This window comes from Chryseobacterium paridis, from assembly GCF_016595215.1.
Taxonomy (GTDB): Bacteria; Bacteroidota; Bacteroidia; order Flavobacteriales; family Weeksellaceae; genus Chryseobacterium; species Chryseobacterium paridis.
On sequence record NZ_JAENHK010000010.1, the window covers coordinates 1,798,907 to 1,822,575 of the forward strand.

A 23,669-nucleotide genomic window follows, 5' to 3' on the forward strand; every position below is an offset into this window, starting at 1 on the left:
TTATATAATTAATTTTCTATTCTGTTTTTCTAAGAGCATATTAGCTCCTTCAATCCCTTGTAATCCTCCGGTGTGGAAGCACAAAATTTTGCTCTCTTCTGGAAAATACCCTTCATCTATTAGTTCGAAAACCCTTTGCATCATCTTTCCCGTATAAATCGGTTCAAGAGGAATATCATATTTCTCTTTAAAATCATTAATAAAACGGATGTTGTCATTCTTTATTTTACCATAACCTCCGAAACTAGAATTTATTAGATTGTAGTTTTTCTTTAAGGTTAATTGATCGATTGTATTTTCTAAAGAAGAATCGTCTACTGCTTTAAAACCTATAACTTTCTGATTCTCTTCACAAAATTTCGAAATACCTGCAATTGTTCCTCCAGTTCCAACTGCGGTGCAAAGATAATCAAAATCTTTTGTTTCATTATTGAGCATCATTTTTATCCCCTGAACGGCATCTTCATTAGTTCCACCTTCAGGAACAATTAAAGCATTAGGGAATTCCTGTTGTAAAAACTCGGACAATTTCTCTTTATTACGATATTCTTCACGGGACACAAATTTTAAATTCATTCCGTTTCTAAATGCAAAAACTAAAGTTGGATTGTCCCGCCATTTTTCATGGAGTTCCTCACCTCTTATAATTCCTACTGTTCGAACACCTGATAATTTTCCTACCGCAGACACCGCAGAAATATGATTGGAATAAGCACCACCAAATGTAATGATCATTGGATTTTCAATTTCTTTTTCCAGATAAGCATTTACATTATGAAAAAGTTTCCAATATTTATTTCCGGAAATAAGAGGATGCACAAGGTCTTCTCTCTTCATGAAAAGCTTAATATTTTTATCAACGGATATTTCCTGAATGGGAACAGGATCAGTAGGAATCTGTAATATCATTTATTCTGATGGGACTAATGCAGCAAAATTACCATTTTAAAACAGTATTATCTTTTTAATAATATATATACTCCTATAAATATTTTCGAAAGTTCCATAGTTTTCTTTTTTTAAGATAACTAAAATCATCTTCCATTGCATAAGCCTCTTTCTCAAACGATATATTTCGATAAGCCAGGTAAGCATCTTTCAATTTAAAAAAATGATAATAATATTCTATCACATAGAAAATATAAAAGAAAATAATCAACAATTCTAATTGTTGTCTTAAATGAATTTTTTCGTGATTAATCAATACATTATTTTCCTTATCTTCGGGTTTTCTTACGAAGATAAAAGGAAACAGAGCGATGCCATTAATTTTTAATTTTTTTAATGGTTTTTGGCACACAATTATCATGATAACAAATATAAATGTTTTTGATCAAGATTTAACTTATGGCTCATTTTGACATCAAAGAACACGAAGACTTTTACTATAATGAACAAGGATATAAAGTCTTCACAGAAAAGTTTCATCTGAAGCGAGGATATTGTTGTAAGAGTGGCTGTAGACATTGTCCTTACGGATACGATAAAAAGACCGATACTTTTATTAAAAACGATAAAAAAAATAAATAAAATGAAAAAATATATTTTTATTTTGTTAGCCGTGGCTACTTTGGGCTTAACTTCTTGTAGTCCTTTCCAGGTACGTTCTGACTATGCAGAAACAGCTAATTTCACTTCTTATAAAACTTACAAAATAAGAATTGATGACTTGAAACTGAATGATATTGATAAAGACAGAGTTTTGAATGAGTTGTCAAGACAATTGCAAAGCAAAGGTCTTACATCAGGAGAAAATCCGGATTTAATTGTTAATGTAAAGGCCAATCATAAAAAAATAACAGATATCAACAGTTCTTCTCCTTACGGAATGTGGGGATGGGGAGGCCCTTTCGGATGGGGTGTTGGAATGAACAGAACATGGACAAGCAACTATAATGAAGGAGCTTTAATTGTTGACCTTGTTGACACGAAAAGTAACAAACTTGTTTGGCAAGGTATCGGAAGTGGAATATCTGTAGATTCTCCAAAATCCAAACAAAGACAAATTCCGGAAATCATGGCGGAAATCATGAAAAATTATCCTCCACAGAGAAAATAAATGATATAATTCAATTATATACAGTATATAAAGCCAGTACATTATTTTTGTATTGGCTTTTTTATTTTAAGCAATAGTTATCTAAAAAAGGTCGACTGTAACCACGTAATGCATAGCATTCAAAATTAACAATAATGTAATTTATCTTTTCGTAAAATTGTAGTAATCTTACACCCTAAAAATTTTATTAATATGAAAAAAATTATCTTATTTCTTGCTTTTGCAGGTCTTGCCAATGCTCAGGCTCCCGCAGGATATTATTCTTCTGCAAATGGATTAGCAGGAGCAGCTCTAAAAACTGAGCTAAGCTCTATTATCACAAATGGTCATCAGGACAAAGGCTATGGAGGGCTTTGGACAGCGTATAAAACAACCGACATTGATAAAACATATGAGAATGATGGTTCTATTATGGACATCTATTCTGAAAAACCAAATGGTGCAGATCCTTACAACTATACTGTAGTTACTAATCAGTGTGGTACTTATTCTGTAGAAGGAAACTGTTACAACCGTGAGCACGTTGTACCACAGAGTTTATTCAATGAAGCTTCACCAATGGTAGCTGATGTTAACTTTATCCGCGCAACAGATGGAAAAGTAAACGGGATGAGATCTAACTACCCGTACGGAAAAGTAGGAACAGCAACTTTCACTTCTAAAAATGGTTCAAAATTAGGTAATTCTGTTTCTTCAGGATATGGAGGAACGGTTTTCGAACCAATTGATGAATTCAAAGGTGATATTGCCCGTATGATCTTCTATTTTGTTACACGTTACCAAAGTAAACTTTCTACTTTCTCTTCAGGTAATATGCTTGGAAATACAACTTTCCCTGGATTACAGACCTGGGAGCTAAATGTTTTGTTAGCATGGCATAATCAAGACCCTGTTTCTCAGGCAGAAATTGTTAGAAATAATGCATCTTATGCTTATCAGGGAAATAGAAATCCATTTATTGATAACCCTGCATATGTAAATCAAATCTGGGGATCACAACAACCTTCAAATGACACTCAGGCTCCTACTACAGTTACGGGTCTTAGCGTTTCAGGAAAAACATCAAGCAGCGTTTCTCTTTCCTGGACTGCATCAACTGATAATATTGGAGTTTCTTCATATGATGTTTATATGAACGGAAGTCTAAAAACCAATGTAAGCTCAACTTCAGCAACTGTATCAGGTCTTAGTCCTTCTACTTCGTATACTTTCTATGTAGTAGCTAAAGATGCAGCAGGAAACGTTTCTTCAAACAGTTCTACTGTTTCTGCAACTACAGAATCCGGAGGGACTACCAATCCAGGTACTGATTGTGTAAGTGAAACTTTTGAAACTATTCCAACAGGAAGTTCATCCAGTTATTCTACAAGAACGTGGACTAATAGTGGAATTACATGGACTGCAACGGATGCAAGAACGGATCAGACTATTTCTAATAAGGCAATAACAGTACGTGATGGTTCTTTAAAATCAAGCAGTTCAGCTAATGGTATAGGATCATTAACAGTAACTACTCAATTAAAATTTAGCGGAAGCAACGGGACATTTAATGTTCTTGTAAACGGAGTACAGGCAGGAACGATTCCTTATAGCACAACAGCAGCAACCACTACGATTAATAATATTAATGTTTCCGGTAATGTGATCATCACATTAGAGAACAACTCTTCAAGCAACAGAGTGGCTATTGATAATCTAAGCTGGACTTGTTACTCAGGAACAGGAAAGCAAAGTAAAAGTGCTCCATCTGCAGTACAAGCAGAATCTAAAGATTTACAGATTTATCCTAACCCAATTTCAAATCAGGAAATATTTGTAAAAGGAGAAACTCAAAATATCAAAAAAGCTGAGATCTATAATTTACAAGGAAAAGTAATGCAAACGATCAATGATCCTTTTAAAAATAGCAAAGGTTCAATTAAAATCAAAAGTCTTACACAGGGAATCTATATTTTAAAATTAGATAACTCCAGTCTGAAATTTATTATTAAATAAGAATCTCATTTAATAAAGAAAAAGCCTTCTCTTGATCAAGAGAAGGCTTCTTTTATGTTTAGCACTTCTTTATTCTATATAAAAAAAGCTGCAATTTTCATTACAGCTTTTTGATTTATTATGTATCGGATATTTATTTACCCATGTTTTTAAGTTGATTAATTTGATCCATATAACCACTCCAACCCACTGTTGAAAGTACAAAGATCATATATATTAGGCTTAAAACTCCTATAATAAGACCAATGATACACAATATTCTCCCGACTTTTAAATTATCAAAATCTGAATAGAGACTTGGGTTGGCCTGATATAGAGCATTGTCTTTGTTATAAAGATTCATTCCGATTAGTCCACAGATTACTCCGACAATCCCGTTACAGCAGCAGCTTCCCAGGATCGCAACAATCCCTAATACTAATACTGTTGTTGCATTTGGCAATTTTTGATTCATAGTTATTTATTTTGTTTAATTTTAATTTATTGGTAATGGATGTCTGTAAAAATAGGAAACTACCATGATAATTGAATTAATAATTGCTAAAAAAACCAATATATTACCATAACTTCTTTTTTTATCAATAAAATTAAGTCCCACAGTAAACAAAAACAGAAGTAAAGTATACACTGCCGGAAACATATGAAAGGCTTCAGAAAATTTACCTTCAAAAACCAAAACAATCGCTCTCTGTGTGCCACAGCCAAAACATTCAATTCCTAGAAATTTCTTGCTTGGACAAGGCAGCATAAAATCTTCAATTTTCATTTCCTATATTTTTACTTTTTAAAATTAAGAAGAAATTTTAGCTCTCAGATATTGATGAGGGAAAAAACAATTTTCTTTCATTTCAAACGATCCCTGAACAGCAATATACGGATTTCTAAGAATCTCCCTGGCAATAAATATCAAATCTGCTTCTCCCTTTTGTAAAATACTTTCAGCGTGTTCTATTTTAGTAATTAAGCCTACTGCTCCGGTTTTTACATTGGCCTCATTTTTTACTTGTGAAGAAAGAGGAACCTGATAACCATCAAATACAGAAATTTTTGCTCCATGGATATTCCCCCCACTAGAAACATCGATTAAATCAACTTTGTGCTCTTTTAATACTTTTGCTAATTCTACACTGCCATTTACATCCCATCCATTTTCAGCATACTCAGTTCCTGAAATCCTTACAAACAATGCTACATTTTCATTGAGTTCTTCGTTAACTGCATCTACGATTTCTAATAAAAATCTTATTCTGTTTTCAAAACTACCACCATACTCATCTGTTCTTATATTGGAAAGGGGAGATAAAAACTGATGAATCAAATACCCATGAGCACCATGAATTTCAATAATATTGAATCCTGCTTTTACAGCTCTTCTTGCTGCCTCTTTAAAGTTTTGAACCTGTGTTTTAATTTCCTCAATCGTTAAAACATGTGGAATTCTTTCCGTAGGGTGATAAGGAATCGGACTCGGAGCCACAGTTTCCCAACCTTCTTCAACAGGAATCTGAATATTATTCCATGTAGACCCCTTTCTTCCGGCATGAGCTAATTGGATCCCTATTTTACTTTCGGAATTTGAGTGCACGAATTCTACAATTTTCTGAAGTTTTTCTGCCTGTTCATCATTCCAGATTCCCATACATTTATTGGTAATCCTTCCACGAGGTTCCACACCAGTTGCTTCAATCATTATTAAGCCCGTTCCTCCCTGAGATCTGCTCCCATAATGGACAAAATGAAAATCATTTGCCAATCCGTTTTCACAAGAATACATACACATTGGAGACATTACCCAACGATTCTTAAGTTCTACATTTCTAAATTGTATAGGAGTATATAACATGTTTGTCTGTTTTTGAATTTTAGCTATAAGAGAGGGATGAAATAGGGTTGCCTACGTGGCGAAAAAGAACTAATTTTATCCCCCCTTTTTAGGCTCCAATATATGAAAAAAGACATACAGATCAGCTACGAATATTTTAAAAATAGTAGCGAACTGAACGATATAGAAAAAAAACTTTTCGAAAGAGCAAAAGTAGCTCGGGAAAATGCTTATGCTCCCTACTCTGAGTTTTTAGTTGGTTGCTCCGTATTACTAGAAAATGGTGAAATATACTCAGGTAATAATCAGGAAAATGCAGCCTTCCCTTCCGGACTTTGTGCCGAGAGAACAGCTTTATTCTGGATTGGTGCCAATTTTCCGGATCAAAAGATTAAAAAGATCTTTATTGTCGGAGGCCCTAAAGAATTCTCTGAAAAGAATCCTCCCATCCCTCCATGCGGAGCATGCAGACAAAGCTTAATCGAATATGAAACGAAACAGAATGAAGACATTGATCTTTATTTCTCAAGCATGAATGATGAGATTGTAAAAGTAAATTCGATTAAAGATCTTTTACCTTTTACTTTTGATGCAACGTTTTTATAGGGTGAAATTGTGAAACTGTGGAATTGTTAAATCGTGAAATTGTAAAATTGTAAAATTGCGAGGTGATAAACTTCTGCCAGATGCTTGATTTGATTACAAATTATTAGACTTAATTGGCATTTCTTTTTAAAAACTTATCTTTGCAAAAATTTTGGTTTTCAGCTTATTGAAAATAATAGGGAATTGGGTGAAAATCCCAAACTGTCCCCGCAACTGTAGATCGCAATTTTAATTTCTATAACAAACCACTGTGTAAACGGGAAGGTGTAGAAAAGCGAAAGTCAGGAGACCTGCCAAAATTAATAATATCAAAAATATATTGCTTTCGGAGGAAAAGTAAAATAGTATGAAAAAAACATTAGTACTACTTTTATCATCATCTGCATATTTTCTTTGTCTGGGACAAGAGAAAGCAATTGACACCGTTTATATTTTCGATAACCAAATGAATAAAGTAAAGCTTTTTCATAAGGTTAATACAATCACTCCTCAGGATGTAGAAAAAAATTCCACCAACCTTTCGGAGCTTTTACGTTTTCAATCCAGTGTTTATATTAAGGAAAATGGTCGTGGTGCTGTTTCATCTCCTTCATTTAGAGGAACAACTGCACAACAGACTGCTTTTGTATGGAATGGGATTAATATCAATTCTAATTTTCTTGGCCAAGGTGATGTAAACAACATTTCGTTCTGGGGTTTTGATCAGATTGATATAAAAGCCGGTGGCGGCAGTGTACAATATGGAAGTGGCGCAATTGGAGGCAGTATTCATCTAAATAATGATTTAAGTTTTAATAAGGGGTTTCACGCTTCTCTATTTTCTGAGGCATCCTCTTTCAACACCTACAATAACTTTGGAAGAGCTTCTTTCAGCAACGATAAGTTCAGTTTTAAAGCTTCAGCCCATCATAGTATTAGTGAAAATGACTATGAAGTAAAGGAAGCCCGAAATTATATCAATAGAAATGGAGCGTATAATAACTCTAATTTCAATTTTGCGGCAGCATATAAAATAGCCCCGCACCAACAGATTTCCTGGATATCAGAATTTTTTAACGGAAATCAGCACTATCCTGTTTTTTTTGATAGTCAGACCAAAACAAAATATGAAACTCAAAATATCAGAAGTTTGATTTCATGGGACTGGAATCAGGCGAAATTCAGTAATTCATTTAAAGCTGCTTATACAGAAGAAAACTTTCAGTACTTCGGCGATATTGACAGACCTGAAACAAGTGGTGGCATAGGGAAAAATTATATTTTGAAAAATGATTTCAACTATTTCATTATTCCAAAATTAAATTTTAATCTCATCACCGAATTTCAGGTGAATAAAGCAGAAGGTGTTGGTGATTCACAAATTAAGAAAGTAAGCCGAAATGTAGGTTCTATAGCAGGATTACTTCGTTACTTTACAACAAAAGATCTTCGTTTCGAAGCTGGAATAAAGAAAGATTTTGTTGAAGACATTAGTTCTCCTGTCCAGTTTTCATTTTCCGGGAAGTGGGATGCTTTACGCTGGTATAATGCAAGTCTTAGTGTTTCAAGAAATTTCCGTTTCCCATCATTCAACGATCTGTATTGGCAGCCTGGTGGAAACATTGATTTAAAGCCTGAAACTTCTTATCAGTTTGAATTGAGAAATCAATTTAAATTAGCCGGTATAAAAATTTCATTAACGCCCTATTACCTAAAGATTCATGATATGATCAATTGGTTACCCTCTTCTTTAGGTTACTATATGGCAACAAATACCAATAAAGTTGAATCTTACGGACTTGAATCTCAAGTTGAATATGAAAAGACTTTTGAAAAGCATACCTTAAAAACGAATCTTGGATATTCATATACCAAGTCTACAAATCTCGAAACTCAGAAACAACTGATGTATGTTCCTTATCATAAATTCTTTGGAAATATTGATTATCAATACGACTTTATAAGACTATATGTCCAGGGATTGTTTAATGGACTTACTTATATTGATACGAATGAAAAAAGAAGCGATGCTTTGAAGTCCTATTTTGTCATGAATGCTGGATTATCTGCAACATTTCTTAAGAATTATACTGTAGGAGTTAAAGTCAATAATATATTTGATCAGATCTATTATACAATGGCATCTTATCCTCTACCAAAAAGAAATTACAGTCTGAATTTAAATATTAATTTTTAAAACATATAACAAAATGAAAATCAGAAAGATCTTATCTCTTGCTTTTGCATCGACATTACTTTTTAATGTTGCTTGTAGTGATGATAATGACATTGTCATCGATAACCCACCAAAAGGAGCTTATGAGAACGGAGTTCTTATTAGTAATGAAGGTGGTTTTTCATCACCTACGTCTGAGGTTTCCTTTGTTAGTAATGATTTTGGAACAGTAGAAAATAAACTTTATTCCCGAAACAATAATAATGAAATTTTGGGTAGTGTTCTACAAACAATAGGCTTTAGTGGAGACAATGCTTATTTGGTATCAAATGTTCCTAACAAAATTGACATTGTAAATCGTTACTCTTTTAAGAAACAAGCTACAGTAACAAGTAATCTTGATAATCCAAGGTATATTACATTTTCAGGAAATCAATATTATGTGACCAATAATAATTTTGGAACGATGGTGAAGAAGCTTAATGTTTATAATACCAACAACAATTCTTTTGTAAAGAGTATTAATTTTGACAGGTTAGCAGAAAAAGTGGTGGAAGCTAACGGAAGTATTGTTGTACAAACTGATGGTATAACTTATGAAACGACTCCCCCATACAACGAATTACCAACAGGATATACTATAACTATTGTAAAGCCTTCAACAAATACTGTAGATAAAGTAGTTACTTTGCCAAGTAACGGGATCATCAGAGATCTGATTTCATACAATGGAAGTGCTTATGTTCTTGCTTCAAGCAGCACAAATTCATACATTTATAAAATTAATGCATCAGCTGGTACCTTTACAACAACATCAATTACTGGAATTCCAAAGGTATTAAAGTTAAGAATTGATGCTAATAAATTCTATTTTGCAGATAGCAGTAATAAAATTTATTCAATGAATCTGGATTCTTCCACTCCTTCTACAGCAATTGTGACAACACCAGGCAATCTTTATGGCTTTAATGTAATCGACGGTAAGATTTTTGCTTCTGATGCAAGTTATACAGCTGATAGCAAAGTTTACATTTATAATGCTGCTAATGGTTCAGTATTAAAATCATTTAATACAGGAATCGCAACAAACGGATTCTACAAAAACTAAAAAATACGCATAAAGCGTACTTTATAAATTTTATTTTTTTTCATCATTTGTGTTTTTTTCCGGGCTGCCCTAGGGCAGCCCGGATTTCTTTGTCTGAAGATAAATAAAGACCAGTTCCAAAATCCCAATAAACCACCAAATAGGAAATCTAAAATAAGTATATAAAAGATTAAAACTATCTACATTCTCAGTTTTCGATGTAGCCTTTTGAATTTCAAAATCTACAGATAAAATAGGGATTACTCCACCAAAAAATAAAAATGCAACTAGATAAATTTTCCAGTTACATTTTTTAATTATTTTGTACTTCCAGATTCCATAATTAAAAATGAAAATAAGAAGCAACACGCATGAGTCAAAAACTCCAAAAAGCATATTATTTTATATTTTTAATCCCAACTTTTCAGCTTCAACAATAACAAATTTCTTCGCCTCATCATGATCATTTAGAATTTCACCTTCCAGAATCGCTTCTTTTACTTTTTCTTTTAAAATTCCAATCTCACGGCCTGGTTTAAGGGCAAACATCTCCATAATTTCCTCTCCAGAAATGGGTGGCTGAAAATTTCTTACCTGATCTTTCTCTTCAACCTCTTTTATTTTCACAGCAACATATTCAAAATTACGTTTGAACTTATCCTGCTTTTTGGAATTTTTGGTCGTTATATCAGCCTTACAAAGGGTAAATAGATCTTCCATATCCTCGCCAGCATCAAACAGCAGTCGTCTCAATGCAGAATCAGAAGCATCATCTGTAATCAATGCAATTGGGCGGGATGAAAGTTTCACCATTTTCTGTACATACTTCATATCCGGCCCCAATGGTAATTTAAGTTTTTGGAAAAGGGTTTTAACCATTTTTGAACCTAAAAATTCATGTCCATGGAAAGTCCATCCTGTTCCCTCCACAAACTTTTTCGTAGGTGCTTTTCCAATATCATGAAGCAATGCAGCCCAACGCAACCAAAGTTTATCTGTATTGACTGATATATTATCAACAACTTCTAAAGTATGGTAAAAATTATCTTTATGAGTCTGACCTTCGACTTCTTCTACTCCTTTTAGTTCTATTAATTCAGGAATGATATATTTTAAAAGACCTGTCCTTTCAAGCAAGCTCAATCCAATAGATGGCTTTTCAGAAAGCATGATCTTATTAAATTCCACCATGATCCTCTCCATTGAAACAATTTTAATTCTTTCTACTTCCTTACTGATTGCTGCCAGGGAATTTTCCTCTATCGTAAATTGTAAGGTTGAAGCAAAACGAACCGCACGCATCATTCTCAAAGGATCATCAGAATACGTTTGAGCTGGTTCTAATGGAGTTCTTAAAATTCCTTTTTCCAGATCTTCTATTCCATTGAACGGATCAATAAGTTCTCCGAAATTGTCTTTATTCAAAGAAATAGCCATTGCATTAATCGTGAAATCCCTCCTCTTCTGGTCATCTTCCAAAGTCCCACCTTCTACTTCAGGCTTACGGCTATTTTCAGTATAACTTTCTTTTCTTGCTCCCACAAATTCAAGCTCAAGATCTTTATATTTGATCATCGCTGTTCCGTAGGTCTTAAAAACTGATACCTTCAACTTAGGGTCAATTTCGCCAGCTACACTTTGGGCTAATTCTATTCCACTTTGTTCAGTAACAAAATCAATATCTGTAGATGCTTTTCTTTTCATCAATAAGTCCCGAACATATCCACCAACAATATATACTGACTGATTATTTCTGGCAGCAACTTCCGAAATTATTTTGAAAAGTTTAAGATTTTTATTTTGATTGAGATTAATGAACATATTTATTATTTAATGTAAAACCATTAAGAAACTAAGTTTCCTAATGGTTAAAATGATTTTGCAAAGATAATTAAAATCTTGTTTTCTATTCTCTAAGAACCTTTATTCTATTATCGCTCCAGATTTTTATTACTGAAGATCCTGAGTATTTGGAAACTTTCTCCCTATCTTCTTCCACCGCATAATCAACCAAACTGATTATTTCCGGAGATATATCTGAAAATTTCAACGGACTTTTATCCCCACTAAAATTGGCAGAGGTAGAAACTAATGGTTTATTTAATTTAGTAATAAGCTTTTTACAGAAATCATTTTTCACCAAACGAATTCCTACACTTCCATCTTCTGCTAATAGTTCTTTAGGCAGTCCTCTGGGATTTTCATAAACAATCGTTACTGGTTTTTCACTCAGATCAATAATTTCCCATGCCATCTGAGGAACGTCTACCAAATCCTGAAGTCTTTTTTCAGACTCTACTAAAATGATCATGGATTTGTTCTTCTCACGTTTTTTAATCTCAAAGATTTTATTGATGGCTTCTACATTAGTAGCATCGCAACCAATGCCCCAGATGGTATCTGTTGGATAAAGAATGGTTCCACCAGATTTTAATATATTGATAATGTTTTCCATTTTTAATATTTAAATGAAAGAGAAAGACTTGTCTCTATGTACTCTTTCAAATTGAAATTTATTTAGCAAAAATAGGGATTTTCTGTTATGTTTTGGCTAAAGCCATTGGAAGGTGATTAAAACAACGATCAACATTAAGACTCAATTATGTCTAAATTTTATTCTTAAATAAATAGAAGAACCCATCATAAAAAAAATGGAAAGAACCCATAAGAAATATCCTGTCTTTAAACCATAGATCTCTCCCATTCTCCCATTTTCAGAAACCAAAATTTCGTTCCAAAAAACAAATGATAAAGATATAATTAAAGCCAATAAGCTCAATAAAATAGCAATTACATATTCTTTTTTGTATAAAAACAAAATAGCTAATAAAAGCCAAACATTAGCTGTCCAAATAAAAAACTCTAATATCCCACCTCCCAGAAAACTAATTGATCCAAAAAACAAAAGCTCCCCGGATTTATAATCTATGGTCTTACCCATATCAACAACGCTAAAAGCAGTGAAAAAGAGAGAAATAAGAAAAGTTAGTAAAGGTAATATTAAAAATATTTTATGTGATTTCATTGAATTCGGTTACAACTGGCATTAATTCTTATTTTTTTAAACCAAGTTCGGCAAATACCTTTCTTCAATAATATGCAAATGATGATAATTGTGCCCAACAATCAATCTTCCAACGGTTTCTACAGAAACCTCATTTCCGCTGGCTTTTCCTTTGTTCGTCAAAACACTGGGATTAAGGGTTTCAATTAATATTTGAGAAGATCTTCTCACTGTTTTGTATTCCTCTAGCAAGGATTCCAAACTTCTTTCGTTGGCAAAAGAACGATTGGCATAATCGTTTTCGTCAAATCCTGGTAATGGAGCTTGTTCTCCTCTTGCAAAAGCCAGAACTCTATACTGAAAAACTCTTTCGGTATCGGACAGATGTAGTAAAAGTTCTTTTAAGGTCCATTTTGCATCTGCATACGCAAATTGAGATTGTTCCTCTGTAAGGCCGGAATAAATTTCAATTGTTTTTTCTCCCGACTTTTTCAATTCCCCAATCCAATCCTCAGAAGGGATCTGGTCTAAATATCTTTGAATGTATTTTTGGAAATCTGACATGATTGTTAGTTATGAGTTATAAATTATGAGTAATGAAGTTCTCAAATAGTCATTGATTATTTATCTTTTTTGGCTGTTTGTTTTTTTATTGTTCAGGATTGCTCCATTCGTAGAAGTTAACAGAATCATATAATTCAAAACCACAGGCTGGGTATAGTCGATTCCCTACATCGTTGCTCTTTCCGGTTTCCAATAATACTCCGCTTGCATTTGAAGATTTACACAGTTCTTTGGCTTCTTCAATTAACTCTTTAGAATACCCTTTTCCTCTGTAAGAATCATTCACATAAAGATCATTCAATATCCAATATCGTTTCATTCTGGTAGAAGAAAACAGAGGATATAACTGAACAAATCCTACGAGTTTTCCTTCATCTTCAGCAACAAAAATTTCGGATTCTTTATTTTCGATTCTTTCCTTTAAAAAATTTTCAGCACTGGGAATATCAGATTCTTTATGGTAAAAAACTCTGTATTGGTCAAACAACTCAGACAGTTGTTGTATATCCGAAGTATTGGCTTTTCTTGTATTTTTCATATTATGATGTGTGATGCTTAGTGGTGATCATAGCTTAGTACTCTCTTAAGCTTCCATTGGTTATGATCGGAAATCCATAAATGGGTAAATTTTGCCTGTCCGGTTTTATTCCATTTCCCTTTATTGTTTTCGAAGAACTGATGATCACCTTCCTGTATAAAACCGTATAAGGTTTTATTGCTATATAAAGGATATACTTTCATACTTCCGGGAACAAGCTCTCGTTTTACTTTTCCGGGAACACTGCAAATATTATTTTTTACAGATGCTATAAATGCTTCTTTACCATTGGTAACTCCTCCAATATCATGATAAAACTCAAGATCGTTACTTATGATATCATTATAATGAGAAGGATTACACTTGTTGAATCCCTCGTTGAAAACCAAGCTATCCAATTTCTTAGCAGTTTGGTAAAGTTCATCAGTGGTTTTAACCTGAGCAAATATTAGCTGACTAAAAAGACTCAGGATAAAAATAATTTTAATCCTTCTCATTACTGTATTATTTTAATTAAGAAAAAGCTCTTTCTAAATCAGCGATAAGATCTTCAGCATCTTCAATTCCAACACTTAAACGAACCAGATCATCTGTGATACCTAGTTCAGCTCTCTTTTCAGCAGGAATAGAAGCGTGAGTCATTAGTGCAGGGTGGTTGGCTAAAGATTCTACACCTCCTAAAGATTCAGCAAGCGTGAAAACTTTCACTTTCTCTAAGAATTTGATTGCATCTTCTTTTTTCCCTGATTTGAAAGTAAATGAAACCATCCCTCCAGCTTCTTTCATCTGAGATTTTGCCAATTCATATTGTGGATGAGATTCTAATCCAGGATAAATCACTTTATCTACTGCCGGATGGGTTTCAAGATATTTTGCTACTGCTAATCCGTTATCAGAATGTCTTTGCATTCTTAGGGCTAAAGTTTTAATTCCTCTTAAAACCAAATAAGAATCATGAGGGCCTAAAATACCTCCGCTTGCAAACTGAATGAAGTGTAGTTTTTCTCCTAGTTCAGCATCTTTAGCAATAAGAGCACCAGCAATAACATCAGAGTGTCCTCCTAAGTATTTTGTAGCGGAGTGCATTACAATATTAGCTCCTAAATCGATCGGTCTTTGAATATAAGGCGTAGCGAAAGTATTGTCAACTGCTACTAAAATATCTTTTCCTTTAGCAATTTCTACCACTGCTTTGATATCTACCAACTTCATCAAAGGATTCGTAGGCGTTTCTACCCAGATCAGCTTTGTCTTATCTGTAATGACATCAGCAATTTTAGAAACATCATCAAAATTTACGAAAGTAAACTTCAATTGGTATTTTTCAAAAAGTCTGGTAAACATTCTATACGTCCCACCATATAAATCATCTACAGCAACGACCTCATCACCTGGGTTTAATAATTTCAAAACACAGTCGATGGCCGCAAGACCTGATCCAAAAGCAAGACCTCTTGCTCCGTTTTCAATACTTGCTAAAGAATCTTCCAATGCCTGTCTTGTAGGATTGGCTGCTCTTGAGTATTCGTAACCGGAATGTACTCCGGGACTTTTTTGTGCAAAAGTAGAAGTTAAAAATACAGGAACGTTCACAGAACCTGTTGCAGATTCATGGTGTTGACCACCGTGTATAACTTTTGTATTAAAATTCATAATATATTTTTTAATGTAGCAATCTAACAGTGTAACAATTTAACAATTATCTTATTGGTAAACTGTTAGATTGGTAAATTGGTTTACATTTTTATTGCTGATTTTATGGCAAATTCTTCTGCCATTTGTTCGATCCATTGTGCCACATCTTCTTCTCCTGTTGCTCTTTGATAGGTATTTCCTAATGAAACTAAAATCTGGTGGATGAACATCTTCATCTGATCAACAGGCATTTCTTTTGTCCAAAGATCGATCCTTAAAGCTTCCATTGCTTTTTCATCCCAAACAGAAATCATCGTTGCCTTAGTTTCTTCTTTTTCAACACCCCCATCCTGAGCATTCCAGGTTATTAATTCAGGAATGTGGTTTTCATCTAATTCAACGTCTATCGTTATCTGAGTCTTTCTCATATCAATTTTAAATTTTTCACAAAGTTAATACTTCTTGAGCTTATCCAAAATTTCTACGAAGTTATCTTCATCAGGAAATGGGGTATTTAGATTGAAAACTTTTCCTTCGGGATCTATGATAATAAACCTTGGGATCGTTTGAATTTTATATTTATTCATGAACTCCATTGCATCAGATAACCAATATTGCGGTACTTTTGATGGTTTTGTTTTCAAATAATTCAGCCATTTGGTTTTGTCCTGATCCAGACTAATGGAGATAAATTGAATATTACTATAATAACGATACTGATTACTTCGTGTATCAAATATGGGACGGATTTGTTTACATGGTCCACACCAGGTTGCCCATAAATCTACAACTACATACTTTCCTCTGTATTGTGATAGCTGATGCGATTTTCCTTTATTATCAAGAAATTTCAAATCTGAAAACGGAGCTCCTTTTTGTGAAAGACTGATCTGCTCAAACTTAGATTGCGCCAGTTTCTTAAAATCATTATTTCCTAAAACTTTAAATTCTCTGGCAAAAAGCTGCGTTCTTGAAGTACTATCTGATTCCAGCTCCATGCTTTTCACAAGATGCTTTGTCAATAAACGATCTTTCTCTATACCATTTGGTAACGCATTTAATTTGACAAAAAGAATACTGTCAGAATTTGACAAGCGGTCTTTATCTGTGATCATTTCATCCAGTTTATATTGGATATAATCATCATTCTTACTTAACAAAACAGTTGGGTTTTTAATCCTTGAATTCAACTCATTTAAGAATGATTTTGGAGCAGCAAATTTAGGATCATCCCATGACGTCATTTTTCTGTAATTATTAATTTCATTCAGGTATTGAATTGCCAGTAATTGTTTTCTATATGATCTAAATTCGTCAGAAAGGGCATTGTTCTCGGCATCTGTAAACTTTTCAAGCCTTTTTATATTCTTTTTCCAATCGGATTGTGCCAACTCATAAAATCCTGTCGGATTATCATTATATTTTTGTTCCTGAACAGCATAGGAAAATTCATATCCAAATCCATCTTCTTCATTCTTGTAATCCTGTTCTGCTGATCTATTAGAATTTAAAAAATATTTGATATTCATCGCGTTACAACGAATATCAAAATTAAATTGATCTCCGCTTCCCATCATAAAGTCGATTTTCTTAGTTCCAAATTCAAGACTGTATTCATCAAATGGAATCTTATCTTTGGTTTCCCACGAAAATATTCCATTTTTCACGGATGCACTTCCTATTTTTTTGTGAAAATCTTTTGAGAATATCCTGATAGAATCTATTTTAAGGTTAGTCTGCAAGCTTCCTTTGATTACAACTCCTTCTCCTTCACTTTTATAAGCCCTGGGCTTTTGTAAAATAAAAAATGCACCTGCAGCTATTACTACAAAAGCAGATGAAAAAAGAATTTGTTTTTTATTCTTCAGAAATGCAGGTTTAAATCCTTTTCCTCGATACCAGAAATATCCTATAATAAAAAATACAATTGCCCAGAAAATACTTAAATATTCGCTGTATGTAATAAAATGATTCAGGCTTTTTACATTAGGAGTTTTGCACAAAACATAGATAGAATTATAAGGACTAAACGGCAAAGTAACTCTTTCGACTAATGAATAAGTATTGACAATCAGCCCTAAAACACCAACTAAAAAAGCCCAAATAAAACCAGGAAAAACCACTGATATACACAGCTGAACTGCTGCAATTCCCAAAACTCCTACACACAATCTAACAAACATTTTTAGGATCCAAAGTAGATCGAAGGTTAGCAGTTTTGTGTCGCTAGGGTGAATAAAATAATCCAGAAATGAGAATAAGATATTAAATAAAAAATAAGTAGCAATACATAAAAAACTCAATATCAACAATATGACATATTTTGATAGATATAATTGGAATTTACTGATTGGCTGAGTTTCCATAAGCTGCCAACCATTGTTTTTGTGATCAACCTGCGCTATTCTATTCCCAGCAATTACAATATACAGCAAAAGTAAAAACATGGAGAATGCTTTAAAATTATCCGTTATAGAACTTTCAAAAACAGAACCAGGCAATTCTTCTCCTGTAATAAATGACGGGTTAAAAGTTTTGGTGACAAAATCAAGCAAGGGGACTAAAATACCTAGTGCTAATGCCAGATAAACTAACCCAAGACCTTTTATTTTTAACCACTCAGTTTTGATTAATATTATTAATTTTTTCATTTGTGTTTGTTTAATTTTTTGTTATTTCCATAAACCAATCTTCCAGTCCGGCACTGTTTCTGATTTCAAAAATCTCAGCATTATTTGTCACTAGCAATTTGGTCAGTTTAATGATATCTTCTTTGGACTGAACCGTTACTTCCAAGGTATTTTCATCTATTATTTTAGCAGAATAATATTCTGGAATATGTTGTGTAAAAAGAGAGGCATTGTTTAAACCTACTCTAATATGATTATGTCGGTAATGCTTATTTAATTCCTCTACACTTCCTGAAAATTTAATAACACCATGAGAAATAATGGCAAGATGAGTAACCATTTTTTCAACTTCCTGTAACAAATGACTTGAAATAAATATGGTAATCCCCTGCTCTTTATTCAGCTTAAGCAATAGCTCTCTAATTTCCAACATCCCGTTTGGGTCAAGCCCATTTACAGGTTCATCAAGAATTAAAAGCTCAGGATTTCCAAGAAGAGTCATAGCAATTGCCAATCTTTGCTTCATCCCTAATGAATATTTTTTCGTCTTCATTTTTCTGCTTTCCCAAAGGTCTACCAAATTCAAAACTCTTTCACATTCAGAATCTGGCAGATCCCTCAATCTGGAAAGAATAATCAGGTTATCCCATCCGGATAAATGATCATAAAAAGCAGGACTATCTATAAGACTTCCAATTTTCTGAAACCCATGCGGATAAAGTTCAGACAACTTTTGATTAAAAATTTCAACAGTATTATTTTCGTCAGGAAGATTTCCTAACATTACTTTCATCGTTGTCGATTTACCAGCTCCGTTAGCACCCAAAAATCCAAAAATACTTCCTTTTGGAACTGAGAGGCTCACGTTTTTGAGGATGAGCTTATTTTGGGAAAATCCATAACTTAAGTTCTGGATATTAATTAATTTTTCCATGCATAATGTTTTGAAATGTGTGAAAATTAAAAAAGACCTTCTGTATTTACAAAAGGTCTTATATAGGTATGTGAGGTTATCTATTTTGTTACACTTGGTTTATAACCAGACTGATTAAAGATTTCAGTCCCATCCATTTTGAGGAAGTCTGTGAGTTTTACTTCGGGTTTTTCCTTGAGATATTTTTTCCCAATCTGCCATCCTGTAAAAATTCCTATCTGAGGTGAAGATTCATTATCAATTTCCGTATAAAATTTAGAAAAGGGTCCCGGTGAGATAAAACGCTCTTCTAATCTATGATCATCTCCAAATAATAAATTACTTTCCACAAAATAATTCCAGATATTCCCTTCATTAGCAACCGCCCAATCATATTGTGGTTTGGTGTAATTCATTTTCAAATAATCCGGTGTGTCTGGCAAAAATGCATCCTGAAGGATCATTACTTTTCCATTATACATCAAAAGATCAATGAATTTCTGATGGTCCGTAGAAAAAGGGACAATATTTTCAGCAAACATTCTTGACACCTTAGGAACAATATTATTAGGATTCATTGATTTCTGAAAATACAATTCCAATCCTTTATAATTAGGATTTTTATCCCCCATAAATCCAGTGATATCTATAAACAGAAGATTCCCTTTCTCGTCATAAAAAATAGGATCCTGAATCATCTGTAATGCTGATGAAAAAAGATATACTTTCGGGCTTTTAAATTTCGGAAAGTAATATTTAATATGTGAAAATAGCTCCTGAAGTTCTTTCTGAAGTTTCTCTTGATCAATTTTAGAAACTGCTTCTTTATAAATCTTTATTTCCCCCGCATCACTTCTTCTTTTCCCAAAATCCTGATCAGAAACTGTTCCCTGAAACCAGGGAAATTCAGCTTTAAATTGATCCAAAGGAATATTCTGGTCATAAAACTGTTTGGAAATATCAGTCAGTTCTACCTTTTCAACAGGTGTTTTCAATTCAACTTTCCATGGATTGTCAGATTCTTTTTTACAAGAATACAGTCCCAAAACTAAAATTGAAGAAAGCGCTATAGTTCTAAAAATCTTCATTATTTTTACATGAAATTTAAGGGTACGAAAATACGGATTTAAACATAATATCATGATGAAAAATAAAATAAACGACTTGTTTCGCTACAATATTTACATTTTTTCATGAAATAGAACATTCTCTTATATTTCTAAACCTGCAATTTTATAAAAAAATAACAAATGCGACTGGAAACTGAAAGACTTATTTTAAGAAAGCTTGAAGAAAGTGATGCTGAACGTCTTTTTCTTCTGGACTCTAATCCGGAGGTGGTGAAGTATGTAGGTACTCCTCCACAAACGGATATTAAGGAATCTGAAAATGTAATTAAAATGATCCAGCAGCAATACACAGATAATGGTGTTGGAAGACTTGCTGTCATTGAAAAAGAAAGCAATTTATTAATTGGATGGAGTGGATTAAAGTTCATTACTAAAGAGATAAACGGTTATAACAATATTTACGAATTAGGGTATCGTTTCATGCCCGAGTTTTGGGGTAAAGGTTATGCTATAGAATCTGCAAGAGCTACTTTAGATTTTGGTTTTAATGATCTTAACAGAGAAATAATTTATGCCTGCGCTCACAATGAAAATGATGGCTCCAATCATATTCTGAAAAAACTCGGATTTGAAAAAACCGGAGAGTTTGAAGAACCCGATGGGCTTTGTTTTTGGTATGAATTAAAACGTGAAAAATACAATTCAAAAAAATGATTTTAAGACAGGAACAAGAAAAAGATCATTCACAGGTCTTTAAGGTTGTGGAAGATGCTTTTAAATATGCAGAACACAGTGATCATCAGGAACAGTTTTTAGTTGAAAAACTGAGAAACTCTGATGCTTTCATTCCCGAATTATCTATAGTTGCCGAAATCAATAATGAGATTGTCGGTCATATCCTTTTCACAAAATTGTCTGTTAAAAATAATTCAGATAGCTTTAGCTCTTTAGCACTGGCACCTGTTTCAGTAAAGCCTGAATATCAGGGACAAGGAATAGGTGGTCAACTGATCAATTATGGCCATAAAATAGCTAAAGATCTAGGCTACGAATCGGTTATTTTAATAGGCCATGAACATTATTATCCTAGGTTTGGATATCAAAAAACAAGTAATTTTGGAATTTCGTTTCCTTTTGAACTTCCTGAAGAAAACGGGATGGCTTTAGAACTGGTAACCGATGGTTTAAAAAATGTAAATGGGGTTGTAAAATATCCTAAAGAATTTGGAATAGATTAAAAAAAATAAATAATGCAAACACAAAAAGTAATCGATCATATTGTAAGCTGGCTGAAGGATTATGCAGAAAAATCTAAAGTAAACGGATATGTAATTGGTGTTTCCGGAGGAGTTGATTCCGGAGTAGTTTCTACACTGGCTGCTATGACAGGGCTGAAAACATTGTTAATTGAGATGCCTATCCGTCAGAAAGAAGATCAGGTTAACCGTGCATGGGAGCACATGAATGATCTTAAGTATAAATTCTCTAATGTGGAAACGATGTCTGTCAATTTGACACCTGCTTTTGAAGAACTATATACTACTTTCGATGTGAAAGACGATCTCTATCCTAATGAAAAACTAGCATTTGCCAATACAAGAGCACGTTTAAGAATGCTTACTTTGTATTATTACGGCCAGATAAATGGTTTATTAGTTTGCGGAACAGGAAACAAAGTAGAAGATTTCGGAATAGGTTTTTATACAAAATATGGAGATGGTGGTGTGGATGTATCTCCTATTGCTGATTTGTATAAAACTGAAGTTTACACCCTTGCAAGAGCTTTAAATCTTGTTAAAAATATTCAGGAAGCCATTCCTACAGATGGGCTTTGGGATGCAGAAAGAACGGATGAGCAACAGATTGGTGCAACCTATCCTGAACTGGAAAAAATACAGAAAGAATACGGAACAAAAACGGTGGAAGATTATGAAGGCCGTGATCGGGAAGTATTTTTAATATTTGACAGAATGCATAAAGCAGCTCAACATAAAATAAATCCTATCCCGGTTTGTGACATTCCTGAAGAATGGAGATCATAAAAATAGTGTACAATGTATCCATATAACAATGTAGTAACTTCAACATTGATAAACCGATATATTGGTATTTTGGTAAATTATATAATAGTATGAATAATAAAATGAGACCTTTATTTTTTGCCTGTCTCGGTCTTCTGTTCGGAATGTCCGTGATGTATATCTTCAATAAATTTTCTGATACAAAAAAAGACGCTCAGAATCCAAAAGTTGAATATAGCAGTAGCTCAGCTAACACGACAGATCAGCAATCTATCGATCAGCTTACTGCCGAAAAAACGGTAATCAGCTATGTAAAACAGAATCACCAGCTTCCTGGATATTACATTACAAAAAATGAAGCCAGAAAACAGGGCTGGAATCCTTCAAAGGGAAACCTTTGTGATGTTCTACCCGGACGTGCAATTGGAGGAGACCGTTTTGGAAACAGAGAAGGAAGTTTACCAAATGGAAATCAGTATTTCGAAGCAGACGTTAACTACAGCTGTGGAAGTAGAAATGCAGATCGTATTATTTTTACAAAGGACGGAGATGTTTACCTTACTAAAAATCATTACAAGAGTTTTGAGAAACAGTAGCTTTCTGATAAGCATACTATCATTACTTACATTTTCCTGTTCAGATCAACCACAAAAGTTGATAAAGGAAAATAAAGGGATGGTAATATTAGTTCAACCGTTTAATGATCTAAAGCCTGAAAGTGTAAAATTCGTGACCAGTGAGATAAAGAAAGTTTATCCAAATGTAAAAGTTCTGAATCCCATTGATTTACCAGAAAATGCTTATTACAATGAAAGGAAACGTTATAAAGCTGATTCTATTATTAAGGTTTTAAGCAAAACAACAAAAGATGGTTTTGTAACAATTGGTCTAACTTCAAACGATATAAGTACCACAAAGGGTAAAATAAAAGATTTTGGAATAATGGGACTGGGATATAGACCCGGAAAAGCATGCGTAGCATCGAGCTTCAGATTGAATAAAGAAAAAATTAACGAACAGCTTTTTAAAATTGCCATTCATGAACTTGGCCACACACAAGGATTAGAACATTGCCCAGAAAAGACATGTTTTATGAGAAGTGCGGAAGGTAAAAACCCTACTGACGAAGAGATCGATTTCTGCAAAAAATGCAAAACTTTTTTAATTAATAAAAATTGGAAATTCAATTCAATATGAAAACAATATATATAGATTTTACGGATATAGGAGATTATGAGGATTTCTATACTCAATTAAAAGAAAAGATTACATTGCCAGAAGATTTTGGTGATAATCTTGATGCTCTTTATGATGTAATTACCGGCGGATTAGAAATGCCACTTCATCTCGAGTTTGTAAATTTAACAGTAGATCAGTTGGAATTATTTGAAGACCTATTGACTACTTTAGAAGATGCGGAAGAAGAATTGGAAGATTTCACTTTCAGCTATTACCTTGAACAATATGAAGACGATGAGGATGATGATGAACTTGCAGACTAATGCAATAAAAAATCTAATCATAAAAAAAGACTGTCTCTTAAGAGACAGTCTTTTTTTATATTTCTGAT

28 protein-coding genes and 1 riboswitch are annotated in these 23,669 nt (G+C 33.3%); of the genes, 12 read left to right on the forward strand and 16 right to left on the reverse strand.

Going from position 1 to position 23,669, the window contains the following annotated elements; genetic code table 11:
- Positions 1-909, reverse strand: a complete 909-nt coding sequence (locus JHL15_RS17575; protein WP_200247882.1) for a 1-aminocyclopropane-1-carboxylate deaminase/D-cysteine desulfhydrase — start codon at positions 907-909, stop codon at positions 1-3.
- A gap of 73 nt (positions 910-982) precedes the next feature.
- Positions 983-1,309 (reverse strand): hypothetical protein, encoded by a 327-nt coding sequence (locus JHL15_RS21265; protein ID WP_234047797.1) that lies wholly within the window; start codon positions 1,307-1,309, stop codon positions 983-985.
- A 38-nt stretch (positions 1,310-1,347) separates the two neighbouring features.
- Between JHL15_RS21265 and JHL15_RS17580 the strand changes: the two genes are divergently transcribed.
- From JHL15_RS17580 to JHL15_RS17590, 3 genes are all read left to right on the forward strand, one after another.
- The gene (locus JHL15_RS17580; protein WP_089027353.1) at positions 1,348-1,530 is read left to right on the forward strand and encodes a DUF5522 domain-containing protein; all 183 of its coding nucleotides are present in this window, start codon (positions 1,348-1,350) and stop codon (positions 1,528-1,530) included.
- A 1-nt stretch (position 1,531) separates the two neighbouring features.
- Positions 1,532-2,059, forward strand: coding sequence for a DUF4136 domain-containing protein (locus JHL15_RS17585; protein ID WP_200247884.1), 528 nt, complete (start codon positions 1,532-1,534; stop codon positions 2,057-2,059).
- A gap of 192 nt (positions 2,060-2,251) precedes the next feature.
- Positions 2,252-4,054 (forward strand): endonuclease, encoded by a 1,803-nt coding sequence (locus JHL15_RS17590; protein ID WP_200247886.1) that lies wholly within the window; start codon positions 2,252-2,254, stop codon positions 4,052-4,054.
- Between the two features lie 133 nt (positions 4,055-4,187).
- On the opposite strand, the gene JHL15_RS17595 is transcribed toward JHL15_RS17590, so the two are convergent.
- Genes JHL15_RS17595 through namA form a run of 3 tightly spaced genes read right to left on the reverse strand, consistent with a single transcriptional unit; the run spans position 4,188 to position 5,897 of the window.
- Positions 4,188-4,508 (reverse strand): CCC motif membrane protein, encoded by a 321-nt coding sequence (locus JHL15_RS17595; RefSeq protein WP_200247888.1) that lies wholly within the window; start codon positions 4,506-4,508, stop codon positions 4,188-4,190.
- A 21-nt stretch (positions 4,509-4,529) separates the two neighbouring features.
- Entirely contained in the window at positions 4,530-4,820 is a 291-nt protein-coding gene (locus JHL15_RS17600) for a DUF2752 domain-containing protein (RefSeq protein WP_200247891.1), read from the reverse strand.
- 24 nt (positions 4,821-4,844) lie between these two features.
- Entirely contained in the window at positions 4,845-5,897 is a 1,053-nt protein-coding gene (namA, locus tag JHL15_RS17605) for an NADPH dehydrogenase NamA (RefSeq protein ID WP_200247893.1), read from the reverse strand.
- A gap of 102 nt (positions 5,898-5,999) precedes the next feature.
- Between namA and JHL15_RS17610 the strand changes: the two genes are divergently transcribed.
- The 3 genes from JHL15_RS17610 to JHL15_RS17620 all read left to right on the forward strand — a co-directional run bounded on the left by JHL15_RS17610 (position 6,000) and on the right by JHL15_RS17620 (position 9,745).
- Entirely contained in the window at positions 6,000-6,482 is a 483-nt protein-coding gene (locus JHL15_RS17610) for a cytidine deaminase (RefSeq protein WP_200247894.1), read from the forward strand.
- A 135-nt stretch (positions 6,483-6,617) separates the two neighbouring features.
- A riboswitch (cobalamin riboswitch) is annotated at positions 6,618-6,794 on the forward strand.
- Between the two features lie 34 nt (positions 6,795-6,828).
- On the forward strand, positions 6,829-8,658 hold the full coding sequence (locus tag JHL15_RS17615) for a TonB-dependent receptor plug domain-containing protein (RefSeq protein WP_200247896.1): 1,830 nt from the start codon (positions 6,829-6,831) through the stop codon (positions 8,656-8,658).
- A gap of 13 nt (positions 8,659-8,671) precedes the next feature.
- A complete protein-coding gene (locus JHL15_RS17620) occupies positions 8,672-9,745 on the forward strand; it encodes a hypothetical protein (protein WP_200247897.1) in 1,074 nt (357 codons plus the stop codon).
- A 381-nt stretch (positions 9,746-10,126) separates the two neighbouring features.
- Here JHL15_RS17620 and JHL15_RS17625 read toward each other — a convergent pair whose 3' ends face one another.
- The 11 genes from JHL15_RS17625 to gldB all read right to left on the reverse strand — a co-directional run bounded on the left by JHL15_RS17625 (position 10,127) and on the right by gldB (position 20,096).
- Positions 10,127-11,545 carry a CCA tRNA nucleotidyltransferase gene (locus tag JHL15_RS17625; protein WP_200247899.1) on the reverse strand — a complete coding sequence of 473 codons (1,419 nt, stop codon included), beginning with the start codon at positions 11,543-11,545 and terminating at the stop codon, positions 10,127-10,129.
- An 85-nt stretch (positions 11,546-11,630) separates the two neighbouring features.
- Positions 11,631-12,179 carry an L-threonylcarbamoyladenylate synthase gene (locus JHL15_RS17630; RefSeq protein ID WP_200247901.1) on the reverse strand — a complete coding sequence of 183 codons (549 nt, stop codon included), beginning with the start codon at positions 12,177-12,179 and terminating at the stop codon, positions 11,631-11,633.
- 141 nt (positions 12,180-12,320) lie between these two features.
- Entirely contained in the window at positions 12,321-12,749 is a 429-nt protein-coding gene (locus JHL15_RS17635; protein WP_200247902.1) for a hypothetical protein, read from the reverse strand.
- 36 nt (positions 12,750-12,785) lie between these two features.
- On the reverse strand, positions 12,786-13,292 hold the full coding sequence (locus tag JHL15_RS17640; RefSeq protein WP_200247904.1) for a DinB family protein: 507 nt from the start codon (positions 13,290-13,292) through the stop codon (positions 12,786-12,788).
- Between the two features lie 85 nt (positions 13,293-13,377).
- On the reverse strand, positions 13,378-13,830 hold the full coding sequence (locus JHL15_RS17645) for a GNAT family N-acetyltransferase (protein WP_200247905.1): 453 nt from the start codon (positions 13,828-13,830) through the stop codon (positions 13,378-13,380).
- A 17-nt stretch (positions 13,831-13,847) separates the two neighbouring features.
- Entirely contained in the window at positions 13,848-14,327 is a 480-nt protein-coding gene (locus JHL15_RS17650; protein ID WP_200247907.1) for a DUF4440 domain-containing protein, read from the reverse strand.
- Between the two features lie 16 nt (positions 14,328-14,343).
- Positions 14,344-15,483: a cystathionine gamma-synthase gene (locus tag JHL15_RS17655; protein WP_200247909.1), complete on the reverse strand. Its 1,140-nt coding sequence runs from the start codon at positions 15,481-15,483 to the stop codon at positions 14,344-14,346.
- 83 nt (positions 15,484-15,566) lie between these two features.
- A complete protein-coding gene (gldC, locus tag JHL15_RS17660; RefSeq protein ID WP_089027369.1) occupies positions 15,567-15,893 on the reverse strand; it encodes a gliding motility protein GldC in 327 nt (108 codons plus the stop codon).
- A gap of 24 nt (positions 15,894-15,917) precedes the next feature.
- A complete protein-coding gene (locus JHL15_RS17665) occupies positions 15,918-18,116 on the reverse strand; it encodes a thioredoxin-like domain-containing protein (RefSeq protein ID WP_200247910.1) in 2,199 nt (732 codons plus the stop codon).
- Positions 18,117-18,126: 10 nt separating this feature from the next.
- The gene (locus tag JHL15_RS17670) at positions 18,127-19,029 is read right to left on the reverse strand and encodes an ABC transporter ATP-binding protein (RefSeq protein WP_200247912.1); all 903 of its coding nucleotides are present in this window, start codon (positions 19,027-19,029) and stop codon (positions 18,127-18,129) included.
- A gap of 80 nt (positions 19,030-19,109) precedes the next feature.
- On the reverse strand, positions 19,110-20,096 hold the full coding sequence (gene gldB, locus JHL15_RS17675) for a gliding motility lipoprotein GldB (protein ID WP_200247914.1): 987 nt from the start codon (positions 20,094-20,096) through the stop codon (positions 19,110-19,112).
- Positions 20,097-20,258: 162 nt separating this feature from the next.
- Here gldB and JHL15_RS17680 point away from each other — a divergent pair, with 162 nt between their 5' ends.
- From JHL15_RS17680 to JHL15_RS17705, 6 genes are all read left to right on the forward strand, one after another.
- Complete coding sequence (locus JHL15_RS17680) at positions 20,259-20,792, forward strand: GNAT family N-acetyltransferase (RefSeq protein WP_200247916.1); 534 nt, start codon at positions 20,259-20,261, stop codon at positions 20,790-20,792.
- A complete protein-coding gene (locus JHL15_RS17685) occupies positions 20,789-21,316 on the forward strand; it encodes a GNAT family N-acetyltransferase (RefSeq protein WP_200247918.1) in 528 nt (175 codons plus the stop codon). Before JHL15_RS17680 ends, JHL15_RS17685 begins: the two co-directional genes overlap by 4 nt.
- Positions 21,317-21,328: 12 nt before the next feature.
- The gene (nadE, locus tag JHL15_RS17690) at positions 21,329-22,120 is read left to right on the forward strand and encodes an NAD(+) synthase (protein WP_200247920.1); all 792 of its coding nucleotides are present in this window, start codon (positions 21,329-21,331) and stop codon (positions 22,118-22,120) included.
- Between the two features lie 89 nt (positions 22,121-22,209).
- On the forward strand, positions 22,210-22,695 hold the full coding sequence (locus tag JHL15_RS17695; RefSeq protein WP_200247922.1) for a ribonuclease domain-containing protein: 486 nt from the start codon (positions 22,210-22,212) through the stop codon (positions 22,693-22,695).
- Positions 22,649-23,296: a matrixin family metalloprotease gene (locus JHL15_RS17700; protein WP_234047798.1), complete on the forward strand. Its 648-nt coding sequence runs from the start codon at positions 22,649-22,651 to the stop codon at positions 23,294-23,296. The genes JHL15_RS17695 and JHL15_RS17700 overlap by 47 nt, the downstream gene beginning before the upstream one ends.
- Positions 23,293-23,601, forward strand: coding sequence for a barstar family protein (locus tag JHL15_RS17705; RefSeq protein ID WP_200247924.1), 309 nt, complete (start codon positions 23,293-23,295; stop codon positions 23,599-23,601). Before JHL15_RS17700 ends, JHL15_RS17705 begins: the two co-directional genes overlap by 4 nt.
- Positions 23,602-23,669: the final 68 nt, after the last annotated feature.